The 25,676-nt window shown below is 69.1% G+C and carries 25 protein-coding genes, 1 tRNA gene and 1 pseudogene; 11 read left to right on the top strand and 16 right to left on the bottom strand.

The genetic code is table 11. The annotated features are described in order from the left end of the window. From VGD44_RS01530 to VGD44_RS01540, 3 genes are all read right to left on the bottom strand, one after another. The coding region (locus VGD44_RS01530) for a TonB-dependent receptor plug domain-containing protein (RefSeq protein WP_331083151.1) at positions 1 to 1,306 on the bottom strand (1,306 nt) is incomplete at its 3' end. Positions 1,307 to 1,461: 155 nt separating this feature from the next. After that, a complete protein-coding gene (locus VGD44_RS01535; RefSeq protein WP_331083153.1) occupies positions 1,462 to 2,178 on the bottom strand; it encodes a dienelactone hydrolase family protein in 717 nt (238 codons plus the stop codon). Between the two features lie 70 nt (positions 2,179 to 2,248). After that, positions 2,249 to 2,449, bottom strand: a complete 201-nt coding sequence (locus tag VGD44_RS01540) for a hypothetical protein (protein ID WP_331083155.1) — start codon at positions 2,447 to 2,449, stop codon at positions 2,249 to 2,251. 705 nt (positions 2,450 to 3,154) lie between these two features. Here VGD44_RS01540 and VGD44_RS01545 point away from each other — a divergent pair. Next, positions 3,155 to 3,313 carry a Flp family type IVb pilin gene (locus tag VGD44_RS01545; RefSeq protein WP_331083157.1) on the top strand — a complete coding sequence of 53 codons (159 nt, stop codon included), beginning with the start codon at positions 3,155 to 3,157 and terminating at the stop codon, positions 3,311 to 3,313. 66 nt (positions 3,314 to 3,379) lie between these two features. Here VGD44_RS01545 and VGD44_RS01550 read toward each other — a convergent pair. Then, positions 3,380 to 3,456 (bottom strand) — tRNA-Arg (locus tag VGD44_RS01550). 152 nt (positions 3,457 to 3,608) lie between these two features. Here VGD44_RS01550 and VGD44_RS01555 point away from each other — a divergent pair. Beyond that, on the top strand, positions 3,609 to 5,528 hold the full coding sequence (locus VGD44_RS01555; protein WP_331083159.1) for a PQQ-binding-like beta-propeller repeat protein: 1,920 nt from the start codon (positions 3,609 to 3,611) through the stop codon (positions 5,526 to 5,528). A 30-nt stretch (positions 5,529 to 5,558) separates the two neighbouring features. Here the strand turns inward: VGD44_RS01555 and dnaJ are convergent, their stop codons facing one another. From dnaJ to VGD44_RS01570, 3 genes are all read right to left on the bottom strand, one after another. Continuing rightward, a complete protein-coding gene (gene dnaJ, locus VGD44_RS01560) occupies positions 5,559 to 6,722 on the bottom strand; it encodes a molecular chaperone DnaJ (RefSeq protein WP_331083162.1) in 1,164 nt (387 codons plus the stop codon). Positions 6,723 to 6,893: 171 nt separating this feature from the next. Continuing rightward, positions 6,894 to 8,810 (bottom strand): molecular chaperone DnaK, encoded by a 1,917-nt coding sequence (gene dnaK, locus VGD44_RS01565; protein ID WP_331083164.1) that lies wholly within the window; start codon positions 8,808 to 8,810, stop codon positions 6,894 to 6,896. A 205-nt stretch (positions 8,811 to 9,015) separates the two neighbouring features. Beyond that, positions 9,016 to 9,489: a hypothetical protein gene (locus VGD44_RS01570; RefSeq protein WP_331083166.1), complete on the bottom strand. Its 474-nt coding sequence runs from the start codon at positions 9,487 to 9,489 to the stop codon at positions 9,016 to 9,018. A 92-nt stretch (positions 9,490 to 9,581) separates the two neighbouring features. Between VGD44_RS01570 and VGD44_RS01575 the strand changes: the two genes are divergently transcribed. Beyond that, entirely contained in the window at positions 9,582 to 10,451 is an 870-nt protein-coding gene (locus VGD44_RS01575) for a dienelactone hydrolase family protein (protein WP_331083168.1), read from the top strand. Between the two features lie 12 nt (positions 10,452 to 10,463). Here VGD44_RS01575 and VGD44_RS01580 read toward each other — a convergent pair whose 3' ends face one another. Next, on the bottom strand, positions 10,464 to 10,868 hold the full coding sequence (locus VGD44_RS01580; RefSeq protein ID WP_331083169.1) for a hypothetical protein: 405 nt from the start codon (positions 10,866 to 10,868) through the stop codon (positions 10,464 to 10,466). A 142-nt stretch (positions 10,869 to 11,010) separates the two neighbouring features. On the opposite strand from VGD44_RS01580, the gene VGD44_RS01585 reads away from it, so the two are divergent. Further along, positions 11,011 to 13,362 carry a DNA translocase FtsK gene (locus tag VGD44_RS01585; protein WP_331083171.1) on the top strand — a complete coding sequence of 784 codons (2,352 nt, stop codon included), beginning with the start codon at positions 11,011 to 11,013 and terminating at the stop codon, positions 13,360 to 13,362. Positions 13,363 to 13,366: 4 nt separating this feature from the next. Here the strand turns inward: VGD44_RS01585 and VGD44_RS01590 are convergent, their stop codons facing one another. Next, complete coding sequence (locus VGD44_RS01590; RefSeq protein ID WP_331083173.1) at positions 13,367 to 13,621, bottom strand: UvrB/UvrC motif-containing protein; 255 nt, start codon at positions 13,619 to 13,621, stop codon at positions 13,367 to 13,369. A 98-nt stretch (positions 13,622 to 13,719) separates the two neighbouring features. Here VGD44_RS01590 and VGD44_RS01595 point away from each other — a divergent pair, with 98 nt between their 5' ends. Both VGD44_RS01595 and VGD44_RS01600 read left to right on the top strand, forming a co-directional pair. Further along, entirely contained in the window at positions 13,720 to 14,355 is a 636-nt protein-coding gene (locus VGD44_RS01595) for a LolA family protein (RefSeq protein ID WP_331083175.1), read from the top strand. A gap of 226 nt (positions 14,356 to 14,581) precedes the next feature. Continuing rightward, positions 14,582 to 15,388, top strand: coding sequence for an exodeoxyribonuclease III (locus VGD44_RS01600; RefSeq protein WP_331083177.1), 807 nt, complete (start codon positions 14,582 to 14,584; stop codon positions 15,386 to 15,388). Between the two features lie 22 nt (positions 15,389 to 15,410). Here VGD44_RS01600 and VGD44_RS01605 read toward each other — a convergent pair whose 3' ends face one another. Then, a complete protein-coding gene (locus tag VGD44_RS01605) occupies positions 15,411 to 15,560 on the bottom strand; it encodes a hypothetical protein (protein WP_331083179.1) in 150 nt (49 codons plus the stop codon). Positions 15,561 to 15,579: 19 nt separating this feature from the next. Beyond that, entirely contained in the window at positions 15,580 to 16,263 is a 684-nt protein-coding gene (locus VGD44_RS01610) for a response regulator transcription factor (protein ID WP_331083182.1), read from the bottom strand. A 68-nt stretch (positions 16,264 to 16,331) separates the two neighbouring features. Between VGD44_RS01610 and VGD44_RS01615 the strand changes: the two genes are divergently transcribed. The 4 genes and pseudogenes from VGD44_RS01615 to VGD44_RS01630 all read left to right on the top strand — a co-directional run bounded on the left by VGD44_RS01615 (position 16,332) and on the right by VGD44_RS01630 (position 18,679). Then, the gene (locus tag VGD44_RS01615; RefSeq protein ID WP_331083184.1) at positions 16,332 to 16,841 is read left to right on the top strand and encodes a L,D-transpeptidase family protein; all 510 of its coding nucleotides are present in this window, start codon (positions 16,332 to 16,334) and stop codon (positions 16,839 to 16,841) included. 57 nt (positions 16,842 to 16,898) lie between these two features. Then, the gene (locus tag VGD44_RS01620; RefSeq protein WP_331083186.1) at positions 16,899 to 17,567 is read left to right on the top strand and encodes a DUF2461 domain-containing protein; all 669 of its coding nucleotides are present in this window, start codon (positions 16,899 to 16,901) and stop codon (positions 17,565 to 17,567) included. A 539-nt stretch (positions 17,568 to 18,106) separates the two neighbouring features. Further along, a pseudogene (locus tag VGD44_RS26475) lies at positions 18,107 to 18,208 on the top strand (PEPxxWA-CTERM sorting domain-containing protein); the annotation flags it as partial. 63 nt (positions 18,209 to 18,271) lie between these two features. After that, a complete protein-coding gene (locus tag VGD44_RS01630) occupies positions 18,272 to 18,679 on the top strand; it encodes a cupin domain-containing protein (RefSeq protein WP_331083190.1) in 408 nt (135 codons plus the stop codon). Positions 18,680 to 18,682: 3 nt separating this feature from the next. On the opposite strand, the gene VGD44_RS01635 is transcribed toward VGD44_RS01630, so the two are convergent. Beyond that, positions 18,683 to 18,886, bottom strand: coding sequence for a hypothetical protein (locus VGD44_RS01635; RefSeq protein ID WP_331083192.1), 204 nt, complete (start codon positions 18,884 to 18,886; stop codon positions 18,683 to 18,685). Positions 18,887 to 19,129: 243 nt separating this feature from the next. Here VGD44_RS01635 and VGD44_RS01640 point away from each other — a divergent pair, with 243 nt between their 5' ends. After that, positions 19,130 to 21,382: a TonB-dependent receptor gene (locus tag VGD44_RS01640; protein ID WP_331083195.1), complete on the top strand. Its 2,253-nt coding sequence runs from the start codon at positions 19,130 to 19,132 to the stop codon at positions 21,380 to 21,382. Positions 21,383 to 21,452: 70 nt separating this feature from the next. On the opposite strand, the gene VGD44_RS01645 is transcribed toward VGD44_RS01640, so the two are convergent. From VGD44_RS01645 to VGD44_RS01660, 4 genes are all read right to left on the bottom strand, one after another. Further along, the gene (locus VGD44_RS01645; RefSeq protein WP_331083197.1) at positions 21,453 to 22,352 is read right to left on the bottom strand and encodes a hypothetical protein; all 900 of its coding nucleotides are present in this window, start codon (positions 22,350 to 22,352) and stop codon (positions 21,453 to 21,455) included. 3 nt (positions 22,353 to 22,355) lie between these two features. Continuing rightward, complete coding sequence (locus VGD44_RS01650) at positions 22,356 to 23,327, bottom strand: SPFH domain-containing protein (RefSeq protein WP_331083199.1); 972 nt, start codon at positions 23,325 to 23,327, stop codon at positions 22,356 to 22,358. 18 nt (positions 23,328 to 23,345) lie between these two features. Next, a complete protein-coding gene (locus tag VGD44_RS01655; protein WP_331083201.1) occupies positions 23,346 to 23,990 on the bottom strand; it encodes an NUDIX hydrolase in 645 nt (214 codons plus the stop codon). A gap of 90 nt (positions 23,991 to 24,080) precedes the next feature. Continuing rightward, positions 24,081 to 25,676, bottom strand: a 1,596-nt coding sequence (locus VGD44_RS01660) for a RecQ family ATP-dependent DNA helicase (RefSeq protein ID WP_331083203.1), incomplete at its 5' end; no start/stop codon positions are given.

The following is a 25,676-nucleotide window of genomic DNA, read 5'->3' on the forward strand; positions in this document are numbered from 1 at the left end:
CCGTCGAGTAGTAGAGGTGGTCCGTGGGGGCCACGTCGCTCTGCGTCGGGATGCCGGTCATCGCCGAGAAGCCCTGCACGAACAGGTCCTGGGCATAGTCGCGGTCGATGTGCGAGTAGAACCCGCCGACCACCCACTGCAGCGGGCCTTCGCCGGTGGACGTCAGGCGCACTTCCTGGGTGAAGGTCTGCAGGTCGGTGGTGTCGGCCAGCGGCGCGTCGATCGTGTAGACTGCTTCCGGCAGGCCGATGGAGCCGCCCGTGATCGAGCCGGTCAGCGCCGTCGCGTCGCGCAGCACCAGGACCTCGCGGTCGGTGAACGACGAGATCGAGGTCAGGCGGGCCGGGCCGAAGTCGTAGTTCAGCGTTAGGTCGGCGAGGAAGAACTCGTCCTCGAACTTCTCCTTGAGCTGGGTGAACTGCTTCAGGCCGCCCAGCTGGAAGCGCGGCCGCGTGGTGGTGAATTCGTTGCCCAGGATGTTGTAGAGGTCGACGCGGTTGAACCCGTCCACGTCGATCTTCTGGTATAGCACCCGCGGGGTCAGCGAGATGTTCTCGGTCGGCTGGATCAGCAGCGCCGCCCGGACGCCGCGGCGATAGCCGTCATTGACGTCGTTCTTCACGCTGCCGTCGGGCTGGATCGCGTCGATGAAGCCCGCGAACTGCGTGTTGTAGGCCGTCACGCGCAGCGCCATCTGCTCGTTGATCGGCATGTTGACCGAGCCCTTCAGGTCCCAGCCGATGTCGCCGCCCTGGATCTTCGAGGCGGTCGCCTCGATCACGCCTTCGAAGGCCTCGAGGTCAGGCTGGTTGGTGATGTAGCGCACGGTGCCCGACAGCGAGCCCGAACCGAACAGGGTGCCTTGCGGGCCGCGCAGCACTTCCACGCGGTTCAGGTCGAAGAGGTCGAGGTCCGGGGTGAAGAGCGACAGCGAGATCACCGATTCGTCGAGGTAGACGCCGACCTGTTCCTTCACGCCGGGCTGGTCGCGGACGATCTGGCCCGCGGAGATGCCGCGGATGGCCACCTGGCTCTGGCCGGGGCCGAGGTTCTGGACGGTGAAGCTGGCGATGGTGCGCGACAGCTCTTCCACGTTGGTCACGCCCCGGTTGCGCATGACCTGCTCGCTCTGAGCGGCCACCGAGAACGGCACGTCGATCAGCTGCTCGTCCCGCTTCCGGGCGGTGACGACCAGTTCTTCGACTTCGGACACTTCGTCGGCCGCGAACGCGGCGCCGGCGGGCATGCCGATCAGGAGCGCAAGCGCGCTAGCTCGCACGGTCAGTGCGATCTTCCGGGAATTCATGAGGAGGTCCTTCCGCAATCGCAGCCTTTTTTCGCGCTGCTTGATTGCGGGCAGGCGTAGTCAAAAAAGCGTCGCAATGGCAGGCCCAGCCGACCGTTGGTCGCCTGTGAGGCGAGCAATGTTGCCTCGCGGCAACAGGGTTGGTCGTGAAGGGGTTAGATCAGCCCCAACTCCGCGAAGAGGTCCTGCGTCGCGGCCCACGAGCGGCGGTCTGCGTCGGCCGAATAGGCGAAGCCCGGCATGCCCCAGCCGTCGGCCTCCGGGTTGGTGAAGCTGTGGGCGGTGCGGCCGTAAAGCATCAGCCGCCAGTCGACGCCGCCTTTGGTCATCTCTTGCTCGAACGCCGTCCGCTGCTCGGCCGGGACCGCAGGATCGTCGGCGCCGATGTGGACCAGCACCTTGCCCCGGACGTTCGCCGCGTCGTCGGGCCGCGCGGTCGTCAGCGTCGAGTGGTAGCCCACGACCGCCTTCAGGTCGGCCCCGTCCCGGGCCAGTTCCAGGGCCGCGGCCCCGCCATAGCAGTAGCCCAGGGCGGCGAGGCGCCCCGCGTCGACCCGCGGCTGGGCCTTCAGCGCCTCGAGCGCCGCGCGCATACGCGCGCGGATGTGGCTGGGGTCCGCCATGAACCACTGGAAGCGGCGCATCATCTCGTCGCGGTCGGTCACCACCTGGCCGCCGCCCTGATAGTCGGTCGCCAGCGCCACGAAGCCCAGGCCGGCGAGCCTGCGCGCCGCGTTCAGCGTGTGCTCGGTGACGCCGGGCGACTCGTGGGCCACCAGCACGCCAGGCGCGGCCCCCGAACCCTGCGGCTGGAACAGCGTCCCCACGAACTCAATGCCTTCCGCCGAATAGGCGACCTTGGACCCGGCCATGCCCGCGCTCCCCTTGTCGAGCGCAGACCCTAGCCCGGCGCCCTGCGCGTCAAGCAACGGAAACGGTCGTCTACGAATTCCAGGCCTTCAGGAACTCGGCCACCACATAGACGCCGCGGGCCTCGTTCAGCGCGATGAAACCGAGGAACAACGCCCAGCGCCACCAGGTGCGGCGCTTGCCCGTGGTGAGGAAGCGGACGGGGACGCGCGGGCGGAAAGCGGGCAGGTGCGCCTCGCTTCTTCGTATCGCCGGCGAATTCCGAAACGCCATCTGTCCGCGTGTCCAGGCTTTCTGCGCGGTTTTGGTGAATCAAGGATTGTTAAGGATTTGGCAACCATGCTCGCCCGCGAGGCGAGCAGAACTCGGATATGGCGCGAATGGCGCGAACCTCGTGGCGGGTTGGGCGCCGCCTGACGCCATGCAAGGGCACCAAGCGCAAAGGGCCCCGGCGATGCCGGGGCCCTGCGCCTGCTTCGGGGTGCTGACGCCTTCCGCAGAAGCCGCCCGCGTGGCGCAGGCGACGTCAAGAAAGGTGGCGCAGATAGCCGCGCAAGACGATTGAGGCCAATCAGCGCGGCTCCGTCTATCCGGATGATCAATACTTGCTTCCCGGTCGCGCCAATATCGCAATCGCCTGCAAGGTGTCGGACTGATGGAGAATATACCTTTCGAGAAGTCTGATCCTAATCAGCTCTAATTCATGCTAATTGGTCAAGCTTATTTCCTTACAGTTCGCCCAATAGGGGAATCCAGAACTTTCCGTACACTTTCGCGTACGTTGGGAGAACAGGCACGCGGCGCCACGCGAAACCCTCCCAGATCTCGGCCGCGGCTCCAGGGCCGCCAACTCTGGGCAGCGAGGTTCGCCGAGCGGAGCCGTCGCGGCACGCTTCTGGCAACCGGCCGCCCCAGCCGTCTCAATCTGGGCGGCGCGAAGTCCGGCAGGGCCCGGAGCACTTGGGGTGTTGGCCAGTGATGAAGTTCCTGCGCGACGAGTCGGGCGCCACCGCGGCCGAATATGTGCTTCTCATGGGCATCGTCTGTACGACGCTGGCGGTCGCGGCGCTGACGTTCAGCGAGGCGATCGCCGCCGCCCTTGGAAACGCCGGCGCGGCGATCGGCGTCGCCGGCTAATTCGTGACGAGGTGACGGCCTCGCGCGTAACCGCGACGGCCACGTCCTGCTCAAGTTTGGTTTCGCTGGCGCACCCGACACGATTCGAACGTGTGACCTTTGCCTTCGGAGGGCAACGCTCTATCCAGCTGAGCTACGGGTGCGTCTTCAGCGGAGCGGTGTCTCTACCGGAAAGGACGCGCCGCCGCAAACCTGCACCGGCGGATTTCAGTGAGGCAATTCGCGCGTGGGCCCGAAGGGGTTAGCCTCCCGGCCAGAACAGGTCGAAGGACCGGTACGGCATACAGGGAAGCGCATGGGTCTCTGGAAGCAGGTTGCGGGCGGCGGCGTGGCCGCCGCGGCGATGGCGCTGGCAGGACTTGGTCTCGGCAGCCTGGCCCAGGCCCAGGCGCCCGACGAGGCGCCGCCTCCGGGCAAGGCGGTCTACGACCAGTTCTGCGCCGCCTGCCACGACGCCCCCGAGGCGGGCAGCCGCGCCGCGCCGGTGGCGACGCTGCGGACCATGAGCGCCCAGACGATCAACGCGGCGCTGACCACCGGGGTGATGAAGCCGATCGGCGACGGGCTGGACCGCAACCAGCTGCGCGCCGTGGTGGCCTACCTCGCCAAGCCGGAAGCGCCGGTGGGCACGGCCTGGATCGACGACAACCGCTGCGCCGAGGGGCAACGCGCCGTCGACCTCGCGCCGAAGCCGGCGCAGACCAGTTTCGGCGTCGACCACGACAACAGCCGCCGGATGAGCGCGGCCCAGGCGGCCCTCAAGACCGCCGACGTGGCGAAGCTGGAAGTGGCCTGGGCGCTGGCCATGCCGCGCACCTCGGGTCTGCGCGGCGGCGGCGTGGTGGTGGGCCAGACGCTGTTCTACCCGGCCGGCCAGGCGAACCACATCCTGGCGCTGGATACGAAGACCGGCTGCGTGAAGTGGGCCACCCCGACGCCGTCGCAGGTGCGCAACACCCTGGCCTATGGCCGGCTGGGCAAGGGCGGGCCGCTCGGCCTGGTCGGCAGCGAGGCCTCGGGCAACCTCATCGCCCTTGACGCGGCGACCGGCAAGATCCTCTGGCGGGCCGATCCACGGCACGACAAGACGGCGCCGCTCTCGGGCTCGCCGCTGATCCACGACGGCAAGATCATCGTGCCGATCTCGGGCAGCGACGTGGGCGCGGCCATGCGGCCGGTCTACGAGTGCTGCAAGGGCCACGGCGCGGTGGCGGCGGTGGACGGCAAGGACGGCAAGGTCCTGTGGACCTGGCACACCATGGAGGACGCCAAGCCGCTCGGCCGCACGAACAGCGCCGGCGCCGCCGCGTTCGGGCCCTCGGGCGCGCCGGTGTGGTCGTCGCCCTCGGTCGATGTGGAGAAGGGCGTGGTCTACGCCTCGACCGGCGAGAACACCTCGCCGCCCGCCACCAAGACCTCGGACGCGATCGCCGCGATCGACCTCGCCACCGGCAAGCAGAGGTGGGTCTTCCAGGCGCTGGCCAACGACGTCTGGAACATGAGCTGCCCCGTGGGTTCTGTCGCCGCGAGCGGCCGGCCCGTCGGCCCCAACTGCTACTTCGCCGCCGAGGGCAGCGTGCTGCTCGACCACGACTTCGGGGCGGGCCCCGTGATCTTCCGCGGCAAGGGCGGGAGAGACATCATCCTGGGCGGCCAGAAGTCGGGCGACGTCTGGGGGCTGGACGCCGCCACGGGCGAGGTCTTGTGGCGCCACCAGTTCGGCAAGGGCACGGCCCTGGGTGGCGTGCACTGGGGCATCGCCACCGATGGCGTGCGCGTGTTCGCGCCGATCAGCGACCCGAACGTGCCGGCCGACAGGTCCGCCGCCGGCATGCACGCCGTCGACGTGGTCAGCGGTAAGGTCGCCTGGCAATGGCGCGCGGCGCCCGATTGCGAGGGTCCGCGGGCCAAGGTCTCGACGTGCAGGACCCGCTACGGCCTCTCCGCCGCGCCGCTCGTGATCGACGGGGCGCTGCTGGCCGGCTCGCTGGACGGGCGGCTCTGGGTGTTCGATGCGGCCACCGGCAAGGTGCTGCACATGGTCGACACCGCCGCAACGGCCTATCAGCCGGTGAACAAGATCCCCGGGAATGGCGGGTCCATCGACGCGGCCGGCCTCTTCGCCGGCGACGGCATGGTGTTCGTAAACTCGGGCTACGCCAGCTTCGGCCAGGCGGGTGGGAATGTTCTCGTCGCCTTGAGACCCAAGCGCTAGTCATCCCTCCCATGACGGGGAGGGATAGGCTTACGCCGCGCCCGTCGCGGAGCTCCAGAAGCGCTTGGCCTTGCCCATGAAGCCGGCGGCCTTGGGGTGCTGCTGCTCGCTGCAGAGCGAGGCGATCTCGCGCATCAGCTCCTTCTGGCGGGCGGTGAGCTTGGTCGGCGTCTCGACGAACAGTTCGACCACCAGGTCGCCGCGCTCGCGGCCGCGCAGGGACGGCATGCCGCGGCCCTTCACACGCACCGTGCGGCCGGTCTGGGCGCCCTCGGGCACCTTGACCTCGATCTTGCAGTTTCCGTCGCAGTTCTCGCCGCCCAGCAGGCAGGGGGCCTCGATCTCGCCGCCCAGGGCCGCGGTGCACATGGGCACGGGCACCGTGCAGAGCAGGTCCAGGCCGTCGCGCTCGAAGAGCTCGTGCGGCTGGACCGAGACGAAGATGTAGAGGTCGCCGCGCGGCCCGCCGCGCAGGCCCGCGTCGCCCTCGCCGGCCAGGCGGATGCGCGCGCCGTCGTCGACGCCCGCCGGGATGCGGACCGCCAGCGTGCGGTTCTTGCGCACCTGGCCTTGGCCGCGGCAGTCGACGCAGGGATCCATGACCATGCGGCCCGAGCCGCCGCAGCGCGGGCAGGCCCGCTCGATCGAGAAGAAGCCCTGGCTGGCGCGGACGCGGCCGGCGCCGTGGCAGGTGGTGCACTGCGTCGGGCTGGTGCCGGGCTTGGCGCCCGAGCCGTCGCAGGTCTCGCAGGTGAGTGTCGCGGGCACCGTGATCTCGACCTCGGCGCCGGCGAAGGCCTGCTCGAGGGTGATCTCCAGGTCGTAGCGCAGGTCCGAACCGCGGGCCGGACCGCCGCGCTGGCCGCGGCCGCCTCGGCCGCCGAACATGTCGCCGAATACGTCGCCGAACACCTCGTTGAAGATGTCGTGGACGTCGTGGAACTGGCCGTTCCCGCCGCCGAAGCCGCCCTGGCCGTTGACGCCGGCGTGGCCGAAGCGGTCGTAGGCGGCGCGCTTCTGCGGGTCGGAGAGGACCGAGTAGGCCTCGTTGACTTCCTTGAAGCGGCCGGAGGCCTCCTCGCAGCCGCCATTGCGGTCGGGATGGTGCTCCATCGCCAGCTTGCGGAACGCGGCCTTGAGGGCGTTGTCATCGCAACCGCGGTCCACGCCCAGGATCTCGTAATAGTCCCGCATGAAAACGTCAGGCGCTCAGAAACCGATGTGAAATGAAGTGGGTGGACCCCCGCCCGACTGCAAGGCTTAGCACCGAGCGGACGGGGGTCACTAGTCCCGCGAAAGCGGCGGCGACGTCCCCATGGCCTTCCAGATCGCACTTCATGCGGTGGGCGGCCATGGGGCGCGTTGTCACGCCGACTTCTTGCCGTCGCCGTCGACTTCCTCGAATTCGGCGTCGACGACGTCGTCCGAGGAGGTCTCGGCATCGGCGCCGCCGGCCGCATCCGCGCCGGCGTCGCCCTGCTGGGCCTTGTACATGGCCTCGCCCAGCTTCATCGAAGCCTGGATGAGGGTCTGGGTCTTGGCCGAGATCGCCTCGGCGTCACCCGAGTCCAGCGACCCCTTCAGGTCGTCCAGAGCCGTTTGGATGGCGCTCCGCTCGGCTTCCGAGACCTTGTCGCCGTGCTCGGCCAGGGCCTTTTCGGACGAGTGGATGATCGCGTCGGCCTGGTTCTTGGCCTCGACGGCCGCCTTGCGCTTCTCGTCCTCGGCCTTGTTGGACTCGGCTTCCTTGACCATGGCGTCGATGTCCGCGTCCGAGAGGCCGCCGTTGGCCTGGATGCGGATCGACTGTTCCTTGTTGGTCGCCTTGTCGCGCGCCTGGACGTTGACGATGCCGTTGGCGTCGATGTCGAAGGTCACCTCGACCTGCGGCACGCCGCGCGGCGCCGGCGGGATGCCGACCAGGTCGAACTGGCCCAGCATCTTGTTGTCCACCGCCATCGGACGCTCGCCCTGGAAGACCCGGATCGTCACCGCCGACTGGTTGTCGTCGGCGGTCGAGAAGGTCTGGGACCGCTTGGTCGGGATCGTCGTGTTGCGCTCGATCAGCGGAGTGAACACGCCGCCCAGGGTCTCGATGCCCAGGGTGAGCGGGGTCACGTCGAGGAGGAGGACGTCCTTCACCTCGCCGCCCAGCACGCCGGCCTGGACCGCGGCGCCCAGCGCCACGACCTCGTCCGGGTTCACGCCCTTGTGGGGCTCACGCCCGAAAAACTCCTTCACCGTCTCGACGACCTTGGGCATGCGCGTCATGCCGCCGACCAGGATCACCTCGTCGATGTCGGACTTCTTCAGGCCTGCGTCCTTCAGCGCCTGCTCGCAGGGACCGACCGTCTTCTTGATCAGGTCCTCGACCAGCGCTTCGAGCTTGGCGCGCGACAGCTTCACGTTCAGGTGCAAGGGACCCGACGCGTTCATGCTGATGAAGGGCAGGTTCACCTCGTACTGCGTGGTCGAGGAGAGCTCCTTCTTCGCCTTCTCGGCTTCTTCCTTGAGGCGCTGGAGGGCCAGCTTGTCCTTCCGCAGGTCGACGGACTGTTCCTTTTTGAACTCGTCGGCCAGGTAGTCGACGATCCGCAGGTCGAAGTCCTCGCCGCCCAGGAAGGTGTCGCCGTTCGTCGACTTCACCTCGAAGACGCCGTCGCCGATCTCCAGGATCGACACGTCGAACGTGCCGCCGCCCAGGTCGTAGACCGCGATCTTCTTGCCTTCGTTCTTCTCGAGGCCGTAGGCCAGCGCGGCCGCCGTCGGCTCGTTGATGATCCGCAGGACTTCAAGGCCCGCGATCTTGCCGGCGTCCTTGGTCGCCTGGCGCTGGGCGTCGTTGAAGTAGGCCGGGACGGTGATGACCGCCTTCTCGACCTTCTCGCCGAGGTGCTGCTCGGCGGCTTCCTTCATCTTCTGCAGGATGAAGGCCGAGACCTGCTGGGGCGAGTAGTCCTTGCCGTGCGCCTTCACCCAGGCGTCGCCGTTCGGGCCCTTGGTGATCTCGTAGGGCACCATGCCCTTGTCCTTCTCCACCATCGGGTCGGCGTAGTTGCGCCCGATCAGGCGCTTGATGGCGAAGAGGGTGTTGGCGGGGTTGGTGACCGCCTGGCGCTTGGCCGGCTGGCCGACGAGCCGCTCGCCGTCATCCATGAAAGCCACGACCGAAGGCGTGGTGCGCGCGCCTTCGGCGTTCTCGATCACTTTCGGGTTCTTCCCGTCCATGATGGCCACGCACGAGTTGGTCGTGCCGAGGTCGATGCCGATGATCTTGCTCATAGCCTAAGTCTTGCTCGCTCCTTGTTGGCGGACGCCGCGGGTGGGCCTTCTAGTGAAGCGCCCGAGGAAAAGCGACGCCCCCGGTTCGATTAGGTGTCTGGCCGAGCCCGCCTTCCCTTCGCGGAACCCAGCTTCGAGAGCCGATATGGGGGAAATTGCCCCGGCTGCAAGGGCGAATGTCCGCAAAGCGGGTAGGGACAAACGGTCACGGTGTGAACCACCAGCCCCGCAGGGCCTCGTACCGCTCGCGCGGGAAGGGCGGCGGGCGACCGGTGATCAGCACATCCTGGCGCGACAGCACGAAGTGGTGTTCGACCACCCGGGCCTGCTGCTCGATGTTCATCTGGGCGAACGTCTGGCGGTCCAGGTCGTAGCGATAGGTCGCGTCGCTGTCGCCCGCCTGCAGCTTGGCGAACGGAAGGATGACCCCGTGCTGGGCCTGCCAGATGTGGGTCAGCTCGTGCACGAACGTGGCCAGGTCGGGCAGCGCGCCCTCGGTGAAATCGGTGAGGGACTCGACGACCGGGTAGACGATCCCCGCCGACCCGGGCGTGAACGGCCGCGGCACGATCGGCTGGGCGAAGATGCGCACCCGCTTAGGCCGGATGCCCGAGCCGAAGACCTCGCGCGCCAGCGCCTGCTCGGCCGCGGTCAGCCAGCGCAGCGAGAGCGGTTTCATGCGGACCGGGGCCATCTGCGGTTGACGTCCACCTGCGCTGTCGGTGTGGTGGCGCCCAGCATCACGCCAACTGCCAGCTAAGGAAACCGCCAATGGTGACCCTGACCCGCCCGGACGGCACGCGCCCGGAAGACGTGAACCTGTCGCGCCGCGGCCTGACTCTGGCGCTGACCGGCGGCTACGCCGTGGCGGCGTGGTCGGCCGAGGCCCAGCCCGTGAAGACCGACGAGGCGGGACTCACCACCGGCACGGTGCAGATCAAAGCGCCCGACCGCGAGATCCCCGCCTATGTGGCGCGGCCTTCGAAGGCCGGGAAGCACCCGTGCGTGGTGCTGGTCTCCGAGATCTTCGGCCTGCACGAGTACATCCGCGACACGGCGCGCAGGCTCGCCAAGGCGGGCTATGTGACGATCGCCCCGGATTTCTTCATCCGCGCCGGCGACCCGTCGACGATGACGAACTTCCCGGAGATCATGAAGATCGTGGCCACCGCCACCGACGCCCAGGTGATGGGCGACATCCAGGCGGCGCTGAACTGGCTGAAGGCCCAGCCCTTCGCCGACGCCAAGCGCGTTGCGGTGACCGGCTACTGCTGGGGTGGGGCGGTAACCTGGGAGGCGGTGGCCCGTGTGCCGGGCTTCAAGGCGGGCGTCGCCTGGTATGGCCGGCTCTCCAGCGGCATGGCCAACGACCCCAGCAACAAGAACCCGCTGGACCTGGTGGCCGAGCTGAAAGCGCCGGTACTGGGCCTCTACGCCGAGAAGGACAACGGCATCCCGCTGACCGACGTCGAAAAGATGAGGGAAGCGCTGAAGGCGGCCGGCAAGACGTCGAGCGACATCATCGTCTATCCGGGCGCCCAGCACGGCTTCCACGCCGACTACCGGCCCTCCTACAAGAAGGACGCCGCCGAGGACGCCTGGGGCAAGATGCTGGCGTTCTTCAAGAAGAACGGGGTGTAGGCGCGCCGCGCCTCAGAACACCGGCTCTTCCACTTTCGGCGGGGGCGGCGCGGGCGCCGTCGGCTCCACCTTCGCCACCACGGGCGGCGGGATCGGGACCAGCGCCTCGGGGCCGGCGGGCGCGCCCTTGGCGGCTTCGGCCTTGGCGAGCGCGGCGGCTTCGGCCTTGGCCTTCTTCTCGGCCTCGAGGGCGGCCTTCTCTTCCTCGGTCAGCTCCTCGGGCTCAGGCGTGCCGGCCAGCCGCTCGTCGATGAGGGGGGTGGCTTCGGTTGCCTGCAGGATCTCGGCGCTGGCGCCTTGCGGGCCTTCGCCGGGCAGGCGGCCGCGCGGCGGGGCGGTGAAGGCGGCGAGGGCGAAGGCGCCCAGCCACACCACGCCGAGGCCGGTGGCGACGAGCTGCAGCACGGGACGGGGCATCGACCAGTTCATGCGCCGAAACTAGTCCGCCATCGCGGCCCAAGGAAGGCCGATGGTGTCGCAGAAAATCACGGTAAACGGCCGATTAACGGTCCCTGGCCCAAACAGGTCAGGTTCGACTTGTTTGGAGTGGTTCAAGGTTATGGCGCGGGCGGCGCGGAAAACCGGCGGAGAGCTCGTCCTCCACATCGCCAGGCTGACCTGGAACCATCCGGCGACGGCGCGCCTGCGCGGCGGTGTGACGGCCGCCTTCGGTGTCGCGCTGGCGGCCGCCTTCGCCACCTACAACGCGGCCGATCCCAGCCTGAACGCCGCGGGACCGGCCGAGCCCACGAACGCGCTGGGCGGCGGCGGGGCCGTGATGGCCGACATCGGCGTGCAGTCGCTGGGCGTGACCGCCGGGCTGGCGGCCCTTCTGATCGTCACCTGCGGCCTGTCGCGCGTGGCCGATCCCGAGCCGGATCTCCATCGCGGGCGCCTCCGCTTGCGCGCCGCCATCGGGACGCTGGGCCTGCTGGCGCTGGCGGGCGCACTCGCCTGGGCGCCGACCCCGGCCGCCTGGCCCCTGGCCAAGGGCTTGGGCGGTTTCTGGGGCGACACGCTGTTGAGCGCCTTCGCCGGCCTCATCGAATACGCACGCCTGCCCACCGGCGAGCTCATCGCCGGTATCGTCTTCGCCGTCGGGGGCGCGATCGCCTACGGCTACGGCCTGGGCTTGTCGCGGGTCGATTTCCGGGGCCTGGCCGACGGCCTGGCGCATGCGCTGACGCCGAAACCGAAACTCAAGGCCGCCAGGCCCGAGCCCAAGGCGGTCAAGGTCGCCCGCCGGGCCAAGGCGGATCCGGTCATCCCCGACGCCGCCTTCGACGACGAGGCGATCGCGCCGGCCGCCAGCGCCGACGCCCCGGTGTTGCAGGTGAAGGCGCCGAAGGCCATGCCCAAGGAGAGCGCCCGCGAGGCGAAGGAGGCGCAGGGCACGTTCGTCTTCGCCCAGGAGGGCGGCTTCCAGCTCCCCGAGCTCTCGATGCTGACCAAGTCTAAGCCGCGGGCCGCCCAGTTCGATGAAGGGTCGCTGCGCCAGAACGCCCAGCTCTTGGAAAGCGTGCTGGCCGAGTTCGGCGTGCGCGGCCAGGTGGATCAGATCCGCCCCGGCCCCGTGGTCACGCTCTACGAGCTGGTGCCCGCCGCCGGCGTGAAGTCGGCCCGCGTCGTGGCGCTCGCGGACGACATCGCGCGCTCCATGAGCGTCGCCTCGGCCCGCGTCTCGGTGGTGTCGGGCCGCAACGCCATCGGCATCGAGCTGCCCAACCAGCGGCGCGAGACCGTCTACCTGCGCGACCTGCTGGCGGCGTCCGAGTACGAGCGGGGCGGCCAGGTCGTGCCCGTGGCGCTGGGCGAGACGATCGGCGGCGAGCCCTACATCGCCGACCTCGCCAAGATGCCCCACCTGCTGATCGCCGGCACCACCGGCTCGGGCAAGTCGGTGGGCGTCAACGCCATGATCCTGTCGATCCTCTACAAGCTGCCGCCCGAGCAGTGCCGGCTGATCATGATCGACCCGAAGATGCTGGAACTGTCGGTCTACGACGGCATCCCGCACCTGCTGGCGCCCGTCGTCACCGACCCGAAGAAGGCCATCGTCGCGCTGAAGTGGACCGTGCGCGAGATGGAGGATCGCTATCGGCGGATGTCGAAGATCGGCGTGCGTAACATCGCCTCGTTCAACGAGCGCGCCCGCGAGGCCCTGGCCAAGGGCGAGCACTTCGAGCGGACGGTGCAGACCGGCTTCGACGACAGCGGCCGCGCGACCTACGAGAGCGAGAAGATCCGGCCCGAGCCGATGCCCTACCTGGTCGTGATCATCGACGAGGTGGCCGACCTGATGATGGTGGCCGGCAAGGACATCGAAGGCGCCGTCCAGCGCCTGGCCCAGATGGCGCGCGCCGCCGGCATCCACCTGATCATGGCGACCCAGCGCCCGTCGGTGGACGTCATCACCGGCACCATCAAGGCCAACTTCCCGACTCGGATCAGCTTCCAGGTCACCTCGAAGATCGACAGCCGCACCATCCTGGGCGAGCAGGGCGCCGAGCAGCTGCTGGGCCAGGGCGACATGCTCTACATGGCCGGCGGCGGCCGCATCACCCGCCTGCACGGCCCCTTCGTCTCGGACGGCGAGGTCGAAGCGGTGGCCAAGTTCCTGCGCGACCAGGGCACGCCCAGCTACCTCGAGGAGGTGACCGCCGGCGGCGACGACGAGGCGGAGGAGGGCGACCTGGGCTTCGGCGGCGACGGCGAGAGCAACGACCTCTACGACCGCGCCGTGGCCGTGGTCACCCGCGACGGCAAGGCCTCGACCAGCTACATCCAGCGCCGCCTGCAGATTGGCTACAACCGCGCCGCCTCGCTGATGGAGCGCATGGAGCAGGAAGGCGTCGTCGGCCCCGCCAACCACGCCGGCAAGCGCGAGATCCTGGTGTCGGCAGCGCCCTGACGGGCTACTTCGACCGCCGGCCGCCCGGCTTGTGGCCACTGGTCATGGGGTCGAACTTGCGGCGCGGCGGCCGGCGGCCTTCGGTGACGTAGCGCTCCTGGCTGGAACCCAGCCCCATCTTGCCCGGCTCCTGCTCAGTGAGGCCCGACTCGCCCGAGCGGATCCGCGCGATGGTGTCGCGCAGCAACGCGGCGGTCTCGAAGTCGCCGGCGTCGGCGGCCTCGCGCATGCGGCGCTCCAGGTCCTCGATCATCGCCATCCGGAACGCCCTCCCGAGCTTCGGCGTTGCCCCGCCTTGCCTAAGCCCTATTGCCGCCCCGCTGGCGCGATAGGGCCATCGCACGTTACGGAGCAAGCATGACCTTCACCCGACGCAGCCTGGCCCTCGCCCTCGCCGCCGCCCCCTTCGCCACGCCTGCGTTTGCGCAAGTGGGCCTGAGCGCCGCCGACCAGGCGCTGGTGAACCGCGCCGTGGTCTATCTCGAGGGTCTCAGCGAGGCCAAGGGCCGCTTCGTGCAGACCGACCACCGCGGCCGCTCGACGACCGGCGCGCTCTACATGAAGCGGCCCGGCAAGGCCCGCTTCGCCTACGACCCACCCTCGGGCCTGCTGGTCGTCTCGGACGGCGGCGTGGTGTCGGTGCAGGACAAGCGGCTGAAGACCTTCGACCAGTACCCGCTGGGCGCGACGCCGCTCTCGCTGTTCCTGGCCAAGACCATCCGGCTGGACCGCGGCGTGGCGATCACCCGCGTGCAGCGGTTGGCCGACGGCTTCACCATCACCGCTCGCGACGGGAAGAAGGAAACGGCCGGCCAGATCTCGCTGTCGTTCACCGACAACCCCCTTGCTCTTGCAGGCTGGACGGTTATTGATGCGCAAGGACGACCTACGCGTGTGCAACTCCAGGGTCTGGAGCGCGCCGCGGGCCTCGACCGCTCGCTGTTCGTGCTGAAGGATCCGCGGCCGAAGAACCCAGGCCGCGGAAAGACCTAGGCCGACTCGCGAAGTGTTGCGTAGGTGACACACGCAAGCGCTCGCGTGAAAGTGCTTTGACAAACTGTCGAAGTGTGGCGATATTGTCACTACGTCGTCGGCGCACCGGTTGTGCTGACGAAATCCGTGCCGGAACCTATCCCCTCCCGGCGGCGGCATGAGAGACAACTCACACGGCCCGGGCGCGCGCCAAGCGCCCGGGCTTTCTTTCGTCTAAGACCGGCTGATGCGACTGCGAATCTGCACCTGGAACGTGAACTCCGTCCGACTGCGCGCTGAACAGGCGGCGCGCTTTGTCCAGGAGCAGGCGCCCGACGTGCTTTGCCTGCAGGAGATCAAGTGCCGCGAGGGCGAGTTCCCGGTGAACGCCTTCAAGGAGATGGGCCTGCCGCACCTGCGCATCGCCGGCCAGAAGGGCTGGCACGGGGTGGCCATCGCCTCGCGCCTGCCGATCGAGGACGCGCCGAAGCTGGACGTCTGCCGCGAGGGCCACGCCCGCTGCGTGGGCGCCAAGGTGGCCGGCGTGGAGATCCACAACTTCTACATCCCGGCCGGTGGCGACGTGCCGGACCGCACCGAGAACAGGAAGTTCGACCACAAGCTGGACTTTTACGAGAAGCTGACGGCCGAGCTCGGCAAGCGCGACAAGGCCGCGCCACTGGCCATCGTCGGCGACCTCAACGTGGCGCCCAGCGAGACCGACGTCTGGAACCATAAGTACATGTCGAAGGTGGTCAGCCACACGCCGGCCGAGGTGGAGGCGTTCTACGCCATGAAGGCCTCGCTGGACCTCATCGACCTGCCGCGGGCGACGACGCCCGACCCGGCGAGGATGTTCTCGTGGTGGAGCTATCGCGCGGCCGACTTCCGCGCCTCGAACCGCGGCCTGCGCCTGGATCACATCCTTGTGAGCCCGGGTCTGAGGGACGCCGCGTTCCGCCTGGGCTGCGCGGCCAGTCGGGTGCACGACGATGTCCGGGAATGGGCGCGGCCCTCGGACCACGCGCCGGTGTCGGCGGACCTGGTTCTCTAGACCAAGCCCGCCGACCCGCGGATCAGATCACGAAGCTCTTCGTGCCGACGCCGGCCAACTCGAAGGTGTTGTCGTAGACGTCGCGTCTGGGTTGCGGGGAGTGACTACGCCCCGCGATCAGTTGCGAGGTGTTGCGACGACATGCGCGCGCCTTGCGGCGGCCGCCGGGCATCCCATTCCGTGGTCCGGGACTACGGCGCCAGCTTGTAGCCGCCGGCCTCCGTGAGCAGCAGCCGGGCGTTGGCCGGATCGGGCTCGATCTTCTGGCGCAGGCGATAGACGTGGGTCTCGAGCGTGTGCGTCGTGACGCCGGCGTTGTAGCCCCAGACCTCGGCCAGCAGCTCCTCGCGCGACACGGCCTTCTCGCCGGCGCGGTAGAGGTACTTCAGGATGTTGGTCTCTTTCTCGGTGAGGCGGATCTTCTTGCCCTTCTCGTCCACCAGCACCTTGGCGGCCGGCCGGAACTCGTAGGCGCCCAGGCGGAAGATCGCGCCCTCGGAATGCTCGTAGTCGCGCAGCTGCGCCCGGATGCGGGCCAGCAGCACGGCGAACTTGTAGGGCTTGGTGACGTAGTCGTTGGCCCCGCTGTCCAGCCCCTTGACGGTGTCGTCGTCGGTGTCGGCGGCGGTCAGCATGATCACCGGGGTCGCCACGCCGTCCTGGCGCATGCGCCGGCAGGCCTCGCGGCCGTCCATGTCGGGGAGGTCCACATCGAGCAGGATCAGGTCGGGCTTGGCCTCGCGGGCCATGCGCACGCCCTCGCCCGCGGTAGCGGCCTCGACGGTTTGGAAGCTCTCCGCCTGCAACTGCTCGGCGATCGCCCCGCGAAGGTCCTGGTCGTCGTCGACGATGAGGAGAGTCTTGCGTTGAGCCATGCGCGGCAACAAACACCATCTGTTGGGGGTGCGGCAAAAGGTTTTGCCAAATTGGAGTTCGACGCCCGGTGATCTTCCTTGCGACCTCGGACGGCTGGCTGAGCTTCGACGGACACCGCGTCCGCTGCGCCCTGGGTCCGGCCGGCGTGGTTCCGGCCGCCACCAAGCGCGAGGGCGACGGCGCTTCGCCCGCCGGAATCTGGCCGATCCGCGAGGTCTGGTACCGGCCCGACCGCGGTCCGCCGCCGGCCAGCGAGATCCGCGTCCATTGCCTCAGCCCCGATGACGGCTGGTGCGACGATCCGGCCGACCCCGCCTACAACCGCCACGTCAAGCTGCCTTACCCCGCCAGCGCCGAGCGGCTGTGGCGCGACGACGGCGTCTACGACATCGTGGTGGTGCTGGGGCACAACGACGACCCGCCGGTGCCGGGCATGGGCTCGGCGATCTTCCTACACATCTGCCGGCCGGGCTTTCCGCCCACCGAGGGCTGCATCGCCATCGCGCGGCCGGATCTCGAAGCTCTGCTGGACACCGCCCGCCCGGGCGACGCCGTGGAGATCCGCCAGGCCCCATGACCCAGCCGCGCCCCAAGGCCTAGCCGTCCCAGCGAAAGCGGCCATAGTGTCCGACCCATGGACGCCCCGTTCCTCGGATTCCCCGACACCCAGGCCTTCCTGCGCGAGCTGAGGGCCAACAACGAGCGCGCCTGGTTCAGGGCCCACAAGGCCGACTACGAGCGCGTCTTCAAGGCGCCGGCCGAGGCGCTCGTCGCCGAGCTGCGACCCAGGCTGGAGGCGCTGGCCGGCGTGCCGTTGGGCGGCAAGCTGTTCCGCATCCATCGCGACGTGCGGTTCTCCAAGGACAAGTCTCCCTACAACACCCACCTGCACCTGGGCTTCCAGCACCAGCGGGCGGGCGGAGAGCCGCGGCGGCGCGGCGGCTTCTACTTCGGCCTCGAGCCCGAGACCCTGACGCTGGGCGTGGGCGCCTTCGACTTCGGCCCCGCCGACCTGGAGCGCTACCGCAAGGCCGTGTCCGACGACTCCTGGGGCGGCGAACTTGCTGAGCTTGTCGCAAGCCTTGGCGCGCGCCAGCACGACGCCGACCTGAAACGCGTCCCGGCGCCCTATCCGGCGGATCATCCGCGCGCCGAGCTCCTCAAGCGCAAGGGCCTGAACGTCTGGCGTGACATCGACGATCCGGCCCTGGTCGCCTCGCCGGATCTGGTCGACGCGGTGGTTGCGCACTTCGCGGCGCTGGACGCGGTGAACGTGTGGCTGACAGATGTGCTGGAAGGCTGATCGGCAATAAAAGCGTCCCAAGCGGCAAGTTTTCTGCTGCGATTTCTACGCCTGATGGAATCGTTACAACCAGCGGGCGAGTGCATTAGTATCGCGTTTAGGTTTCGGCAACTCTGATATGCGGAACGCGCGGGTTGATTCGCGCGACGGTTGGCAGGTGCACCATGGACTACCGCAAGCTCCTCGCGGCCGGCGCCGCGGCGACGATCCTCTTCTCCGCGGGCGTCGCGAACGCCGCAAAGGTTCTTGTGGGCAGCTGGCGACTGACGGACGGTCCTGCACCCTCGGCGGCGCTGTCGGCCCAGGAGGCGGCCGCGCAACTCTTCGGGGGCAATGCGGCCGACTACTTCATCTCCACGGAGGTCGCAAACATCAACGAAGAGGCCTGGTACGTGATCGTCGGAATGCCAGGCAACGTGCTGGTCGACACCCAGGGCTCGAAGGATTTCTTCGGCCTCGACATCTCGGCCTATGCCTTCGACGCCGTTCTGGCGGAGGAGTCCGACCGCTTCGTGAACTACGCGTTCCGCGAACAGGCGGTGGGCCCGGGCATTCCCGAGCCGGCCACCTGGGCGCTCATGATCGGGGGCTTCGGGCTGGCCGGCGCGGCGCTGCGCCGTCGCCGCACCGTCGCGGCCTGACCGCTCTCAGCTAGGGAGCGGCCGCGCGGCGCGGCATTCTGGGCGGGTCCTGGAGGTCCCCCCATGCGCTCTTGTCTCGCCGCCTTGCTCGCCCTGGCCGGCGCCCCCGCGCTGGCCGCGCCGCCGGCGGTGATCGTCGACGAACGGACGGTGATGCGCCAGGAGCCGCCGCCGCACGGCGCCATTGGCCTGAGTACGGCCTACCGGATCAGCGACGCGGTCCCGAACCGGACGATGGAGTTCCGCAAGCGCGTGCTGCACGTGGGCGCGGCGATCGGCCCGCACCCGATCGCCCACGACGAGGTCTATTACGCGCTGTCGGGCGAGGGCGAAGTGGTCTCGGACGGCAAGACGGCGAAGCTCACGCCCGGCATGGCGGCCTATCTCTACACCGGCGCGGTGGTGGGCATCCGCCAGATCGGCGACAAGGCGCTCGCCCTGATCATCTCGTACCCGGTCGTGAAGCCCTGAGCCCTAGTGCCGGCGGCGGTCCAGCTCCCGCGCGACGGCTTCCAGCTCCGGATCCATGACAGGCGCGCCGAAGCCGGCGAGTTCGAGCGCCTCCACGATCTGCTCGAACGCCTCGTGTTCGGTGAGTGGGGGCTCAGGTCGCGACGCGGTGCTGACGATACGCTGGATGCGGCTCAGCGCGGCTTCCAGATGCGACGGCGACAGCATCGAACCCTCCGTTCGTAAGGCGTGGGATCAGACGTCAACGCGAGCCCCGTGGGACCGTTGCGACAGCGCAGGTCGGAGGCGGAAACGAGGTAATGAACACCCTTCGGGCACTGTTGCGCAACGATCACGCGCGCGCGCATTCATGTGACGGCGGTGTCGGGTTCATGACCGTTTGCTGACGCTATGGTGTAGCCATGGCCCGATCGGGGCGACTCGCACCCCCGCAGAGCTGAGGATCCATCCATGAACACGTCCGCGTCGCTGCGCGCCCTGCTGGCCGCCAGCGCCTCCGTCGCCGCGTTCGTTCTCGTCACACCCGCCGCCGCGCAGACCGCAAGCGAAGCCGTCGAGGTGGGAGAGGTGCTCGTCACCGCCCAGAAGCGGACCGAGAACATCAACGACGTGCCGCTCGCCGTGACCGCCGTCAGCGGCGAGAAGCTGGACGCGATCCGCTCGTCCGGCGGCGACATCCGGGTCTTCTCGGCCCGTGTGCCCAGCCTGACGCTGGAATCCAGCTTCGGCCGCACCTTCCCGCGCCCGTACATCCGCGGCCTGGGCAACACCGACTTCGACCTCAACGCCAGCCAGCCCGTCTCGTTCGTCTACGACGAGGTGGTCATGGAGACGCCGGTGCTGAAGGGCTTCCCGCTGTTCGATATCGACCAGGTGGAAGTGCTGAAGGGCCCGCAGGGCACGCTGTTCGGCCGCAACACCCCGGCCGGCGTGCTGAAGTTCGACAGCGCCAAGCCGACCAACACCGTCGAGGGCTACGCCCAGGCGTCGTACGCGACGTTCTCGACCATCAACGTCGAAGGCGCGGTCTCGGGCCCGATCATCGACGGCGTGCTCGCCGCCCGCCTATCGGCGCTCTATCAGCATCGCAACGACTGGGTCGACAATACCCAGGGTGGCGACAAGAACGACAGCGAGGGCTACGACCAGTTCGCGATCCGCGGCCAGCTGCTCTGGACGCCGACCGAAGAGCTCTCGGCGCTGCTCAACCTGCACTACCAGCACCTGGACGGCACGCCGCGCGTGTTCCGCGCCAACATCATCCAGCAGGGCACCAACAACTTCGTCCCGGGCTTCAAGCGCGACGAAATCAGCCAGGACGCCCAGTCGCGCGCGGTCCAGAAGATCGAGTCCTCCGGCGCCAACCTGAAACTCACCTACGATTTCGGCGAGGGCCTGCCCGAACTCACCTCGATCACCGCCTACGAGCGGGTCGACGCCTACTCGCGCGGCGACATCGACGGCGGCTTCGGCGCCTCGTTCGCCCCGCCGTTCGGCCCGGGGTTCATCCCGTTCCCGTCGGAAAGCGCCGACGGCATCCCGTTCCACCGCCAGTTCACCCAGGAAATCCGCCTGGCCGGCGACTCAGGGTCGCTCGCCTACACGGTCGGCGCCTATTACTTCAACGAAAGCATCAAGATCGACAGCTACAGCTACAACACGCTGGCTGGCGGCGCGCTCGACGGCTACGCCTACCAGAACCAGAAGTCCGAGAGCTGGGCCCTGTTCGCCAACGTCGACTATGACGTCTCCGAACAGCTGAACGTCGGCGGCGGGGTCCGCTATTCCGACGACAAGAAGGACTTCCTGGCCCAGCGCACGCTCTCGCCGTTCGGCGCGCCGCCGACGGCGATCCTCACCACCAGCCCCGACGCCAGCGAGGTCAGCTTCAACGTCAACGCCACCTATTCGGCGACCGACAACCTCAACCTCTACGCCCGGGTGGCGCGCGGCTATCGCGCCCCGTCGGTGCAGGGGCGCCTGGTGTTCGGCGATACGCTCTCGGTCGCCGACAAGGAGACGCTGATGTCCTACGAGGCGGGCATCAAGGGCAAGCTGCCCGAAGCTCGCGCCCGCTTCGACGCGGCGGTGTTCTACTACAAGGCCAACGACCTGCAGATCACCGCCGTCGGCGGCGGCGCGAACTTCAACCGCCTGCTCAACGCCGACAAGGCGGTGGGCTACGGCTTCGAGTTCAACGCCGAGATGGAGCCTGTCGACCGGCTGATGATCACGGCGGGCCTGTCGTACAACAACACCGAGATCAAGGACCCGGCCCTCTTCACCCAGCCGTGCGGCGCGCCCTGCACCGTGCTGGACCCGGCCGGCCCGATCGCGGGCACGGTACGGATCGACGGCAACAGCCTGCCGAACGCGCCGAAGTGGATCGCCAACATCACGGCGGGCTACTCGTGGCCGATGGGCGAGGGCGAGATCTTCGTCTTCACCGACTGGGCCTACCGCTCGAAGGTCAACTTCTTCCTCTACGAGTCGGCCGAGTTCAACGACGACAAGCTGCTCGAGGGCGGCCTGCGCCTGGGCTACCGCGCGGCGGGCGGGGCGTGGGAAGTGGCCGCCTTCGGCCGCAACATCACCAACGACCGGTCGCTGGAAGGCGGCATCGACTTCAACAACCTCACCGGCTTCGTGAACGATCCGCGGATCGTCGGTGTCGAGGTGAAGGCGAAGTTCGGCGGGAACTGATCGCGACGGGGCGTTCGGAGCGGGGCTGCGCGGAGCGATCCGCGCGGCCCCTCTTCGTTTCGGAGGCCGCTCAGCGGGCGCGGACGAGATTGAGCGTTTGATCCGACACACCGACGGTCACCTGCCGGCCCCAGCCGAACTCCAGCATGTCCTGCTCGATGCCGTCGGCGAAGATCACGCCGCCCTCGTTCATCTGTGAGGTCACGGTCAGGCTGTGCGCGGCGTCGATCGGGCCGCAGGTGATGCTCGCGCCGGTGGCGAGGCTTGGCCAGGGCTCGCGCACGAAGAGTCCCAGCTGGGGTTCTGTGGCCGCCAGGCTGAGCTCGGTGCGCGTAGCGGTCATGATCGAACGCGCCCAGCCGCTAGCGCCCGTGCCGGTGGTGACGATCAGCCCCGACGACGACTGACGCTCGCGCGCCTCGCCCAGCGAGATCTCATAGCGCGCCGACTGGTGCGTGCGGTGGCCGATGAAGATCTCGTTCAGCGCCGAGAGGCTCTGGCCGCCGTCGAGCACAGCCTTGGCCATGGTGCGTCGCTCGAGGTCGACCGCGCCCGCCGCCGCGGCCGGCAGCAGGCCGGGCAGTTCGCGTGCTTCGAACGGCGCCAGCACGCCTTCGACGAGGTCCGGGGCCGGATTCACGCCCACCACCGGCTGGCCGGTGAGGTACTTGGCGAGGTTCGCCACTAGGCCATCCTGGCCCACGGCGATGACCACGTCCTCGGGCGCGAACAGAAACCGGTCGAGGTCGGCTCGCATCACCCGCGCCACGCGCCAGCTGTCGGGCACGGCGCGACGGACTTCCCCGAATACTGCAGTGAACGCCTCGTGGCGGGCGGCGACTTCCTCGAGGTCCTGGCCGCGCGTCTTGAGGAAGAACCGCGCCTGCTCGCGCGTCGCGTGAACCGCCAGCAGACGTTCGTAGTCGGTCTCGCGCGTCACTAGGACCGCCCGGGGCGGCAGGGTCGACATGGCTCAGCTCGCCCGCTTCGCCAGCGCGTCGCCGATCAGCGCGGTCAGCATGTCCGGCGTCACGTTGAGATGCTCGATCTTCTCGAGTTTGCCGGCGAACTCCCGCGCCGCCAGCCCCAGCATCACGTGGGCCGGCAGATCGGCGTAGATCGCCACACGCGCCCGCTCCATGTCGGCCCGGGCCTGCTGGATCGTGCGGATGGTCCTGGCCTCGCCCTCGCTCGCGATGTGCTTGGCTGCGGCGTCGGCCTGGGCGCGGTCGCGGGCGTTGGAGCCTTCCTGGGCGATGAGCTCCTCCTGGCGGCGGGCCAGCTCGATCTGGGTGGCGAGCTCGTTTTCCGAGATGGCCCGCTCCTTCTCGACCGCCAGCGCCCGGCGCTGGAACGTGGCCTCGTCGGCCTGCTGCTGCAGGCGCTCGAAGGTGGGCGTGCGCAGCGCCTTCTGCAGTTCGGCGGCCGGCGAGATGTCGGCGACGCGGACCGCGACGACCTCCAGCCCCATCTCCCCGAGCCGCGGCGAGGCGGTCAGGCCGCCTTCGATCTGCGCCTGCACCGGCTCGACGCCGGCCGCCAGGATCGCGCCCACGTCGCGGTCCAGCAGGTACTGGGCCGCCTGCTGCTGGGCGAGGCCGGTCAGGAGCGTGGCGATCTGGTCCAACGGCTGGCCCAGATGCTGCCCGTGGCGCAGGTCGATGGTGAAGTCGATGCGCTCGGCCAGGCTTTCCGGATCGGCGACCCGCCAGACCACGATCCCCTGAACGCTCACGGCCTGGAAATCGCGCGAGCGGCTGTTGAACAGGAACGGCAAGTCCCGGTCGTCCATCGGGATCTCGACGATCGAGGCGCCGTCCGGCGCGAACCAGAAGGCGAGGCCGCGGCCCGAGCGCCGACGGCGACCGCGGCTGAAGCTCTGGATGTGGACACTGGCCTCGCTGCGCAGCTGGCGCACGAACGGATAGGCTTTGATCTCGGCCATGGGAGACGACCCCTTCTGCTAGGCGCGGACGTAGATCTCGGCGGGCCGGTGGGCGCCGCCGGTCTCTAGCCGGCCGGTGGGTTTCAGGAAGCCGCGGTCCAGCATCTTGCGCCGGAAGGCGGGCTTGGCGAGGCGCACGCCCAGGATCGTCTCGTAGACGTCCTGCAGCGCGCGCAGGGTGAACTCGGCGGGCAGCAGCTCCAGCGCGACCGCGGTGTAGTCGATCTTGGCCCGCAGTCGCTCGACGGCGACGCGGACGATGTCGGCGTGGTCGTAACCGAGGCGGCTCGGCGCTCGAACTTCGATGCCGTCCATGACGGCCAGCAGCAGGTCATCCGCCGCCGCAAGCGCCGTCGCCAGCCGCTCGGCCGGCACCAGCGCGTAGTAGGCGACGCTGATCACGCGGCCCCTCGGGTCGCGGTCCACGGCGCCGAAGGTGTACAGCTGCTCGACGAAGGCGTCCGGCAGGTGGGCTTTCTGAGCCAGGACGCGGGCCACGGCCGCCTCGAGCGGCTCGTCGATCCGGACGATCCCGCCGGGCAGGACGAGGCCCCTGTCAGTGTGGCGCTGCACCAGCACTTTCAGGGCGCCCTCCGCCACCGTCAGCAGGACGACGTCGACAGCGACGGCGGGCTTTGCGTGGCGGCTGAAGGGTTCGGACATGGAAGCAAGCCTCTCTTATGTCCACATTGGTAATATCCATCATGGATATAAGTCAAGCGGCATTCTAAGCAGCGCGTGTCCGATGAGGCGCTAGGCGAAGTTCCCGACGACCTCCAGCACCGCTTCGCCGTAGTGCGCCAGCTTGGCCTCGCCGACGCCGTTCAGGCGGGCGAGCGCGGCGCGTGAGCCGGGCTTCACCGCGGCGATCTCGGCCAGGGTTCGGTCGTGGAAGATCACATAGGGCGGCACGTGCTGGGCCTTGGCCTCGGCCGCGCGCCAGGCGCGCAGAGCCTCGAACAGCGCCCGGTCGGAAGCGGAGATGGCCATCGCCTCGCGGCTCTTGCGGCCCCGGCCGCGGGTCGGCTTCTCGCCGCCCTCGGGGGCCTTGCGCATGGCGACGGGCCGCTCGCCGCGGAAGACGGCCCGCACCGCGTCGGGATCGCCCAGGCCCACCAGCGGACGGCCGTCGTTGGGGTCCTCGCGCAGCAGGCCCTCGAACAGCAGCTGCTCGGTCAGGTCCTTCCACTGCGCGGCCGACAGGTCCTGGCCGATGCCCCAGGTGGAGAGGGAGGCCTCCCAGTCGCTGACGTCCTTGGTCTTGGCCAGCAGGTGGTCGACCAACCGGCCGCGCCCAAACCGGCCGCTCAGGCGGTGGGCGGCCGACAGCGCCTTCTGGGCCGCGACGGTGGCGTCCTGGGTCTCGACGGCGCCGGTGCAGATGTCGCACTGGCCGCAGGGCTCGACGTCGACTTCGCCGAAGTAGCGGCGCACGGCGGCCGCGCGGCACGAGACGCCGTCCAGCATGGCGTAGAGCTGGCGCACCTTGCGCGACTGGACCTGCTTGACGCCGTCGTCCACGTCGCGCTCCGCGAGGCGGCGGTAGGCCCAGGCCATGTCGGCGGCGCCGTAGAGGGTGATCCCCTCGGCCGGCTCGCCGTCCCGCCCGGCGCGGCCCACTTCCTGCCAGTAGGCCTCGATGGCGGCGGGCGGGTCGGCGTGGATCACGAAGCGGACGTCCGGCTTGTCCACGCCCATCCCGAACGCAATGGTCGCCACCATCACCGCCGCGTCGGCCTCCAGGAATTCCTCCAGCCGCTCGGCGCGGATCTTCTTGTCGAGGCCGGCGTGATAGGCCGTCGCCTGGACCCCCGCGTCACGCAGCGCCTGCGCGAGGCTCTCGGTCTTGTCGCGCGAGCCGGCGTAGACCACGCCCGAGCGGCCGGGCCGGGCGGTCACCAGCTCGACCACCTTCTTCTCGACGTTGCCGCGCTTGCGCTCGGCCGAAAGGATTAGCTCGGGCCGCGCGAAGCTGGCCACGAACTCGGCCGAGCCTTCCAGGCGCAGCTCGGCGCGGATGTCCTCGCGGGTGCGGGCGTCGGCGGTGGCGGTGACCGCCAGCCGCGGAACCTTCGGGAACAGCTCGGCCAGCCGGCCCAGCATCCGGTACTCGGGCCGGAAGTCGTGGCCCCACTGGCTGACGCAGTGCGCCTCGTCGATGGCGATCAGCGCCAGCGGGACACGGGACAGGCGGTCCAGCATGGCCGGCTGCATCAGCCCCTCGGGCGAGACGTAGAGCAGGTCGAGCTCGCCACGTTCGATCCGCCGCCAGGTCTCGGCCCGCTCATCGAGCTCGATCGCGCTGTCCAGCCTGGCCGCCGCCACACCCGACTGCACCAGCGCGGCCAC

Source organism: Phenylobacterium sp., from assembly GCF_036402295.1.
Classification (GTDB): Bacteria; Pseudomonadota; Alphaproteobacteria; order Caulobacterales; family Caulobacteraceae; genus Phenylobacterium.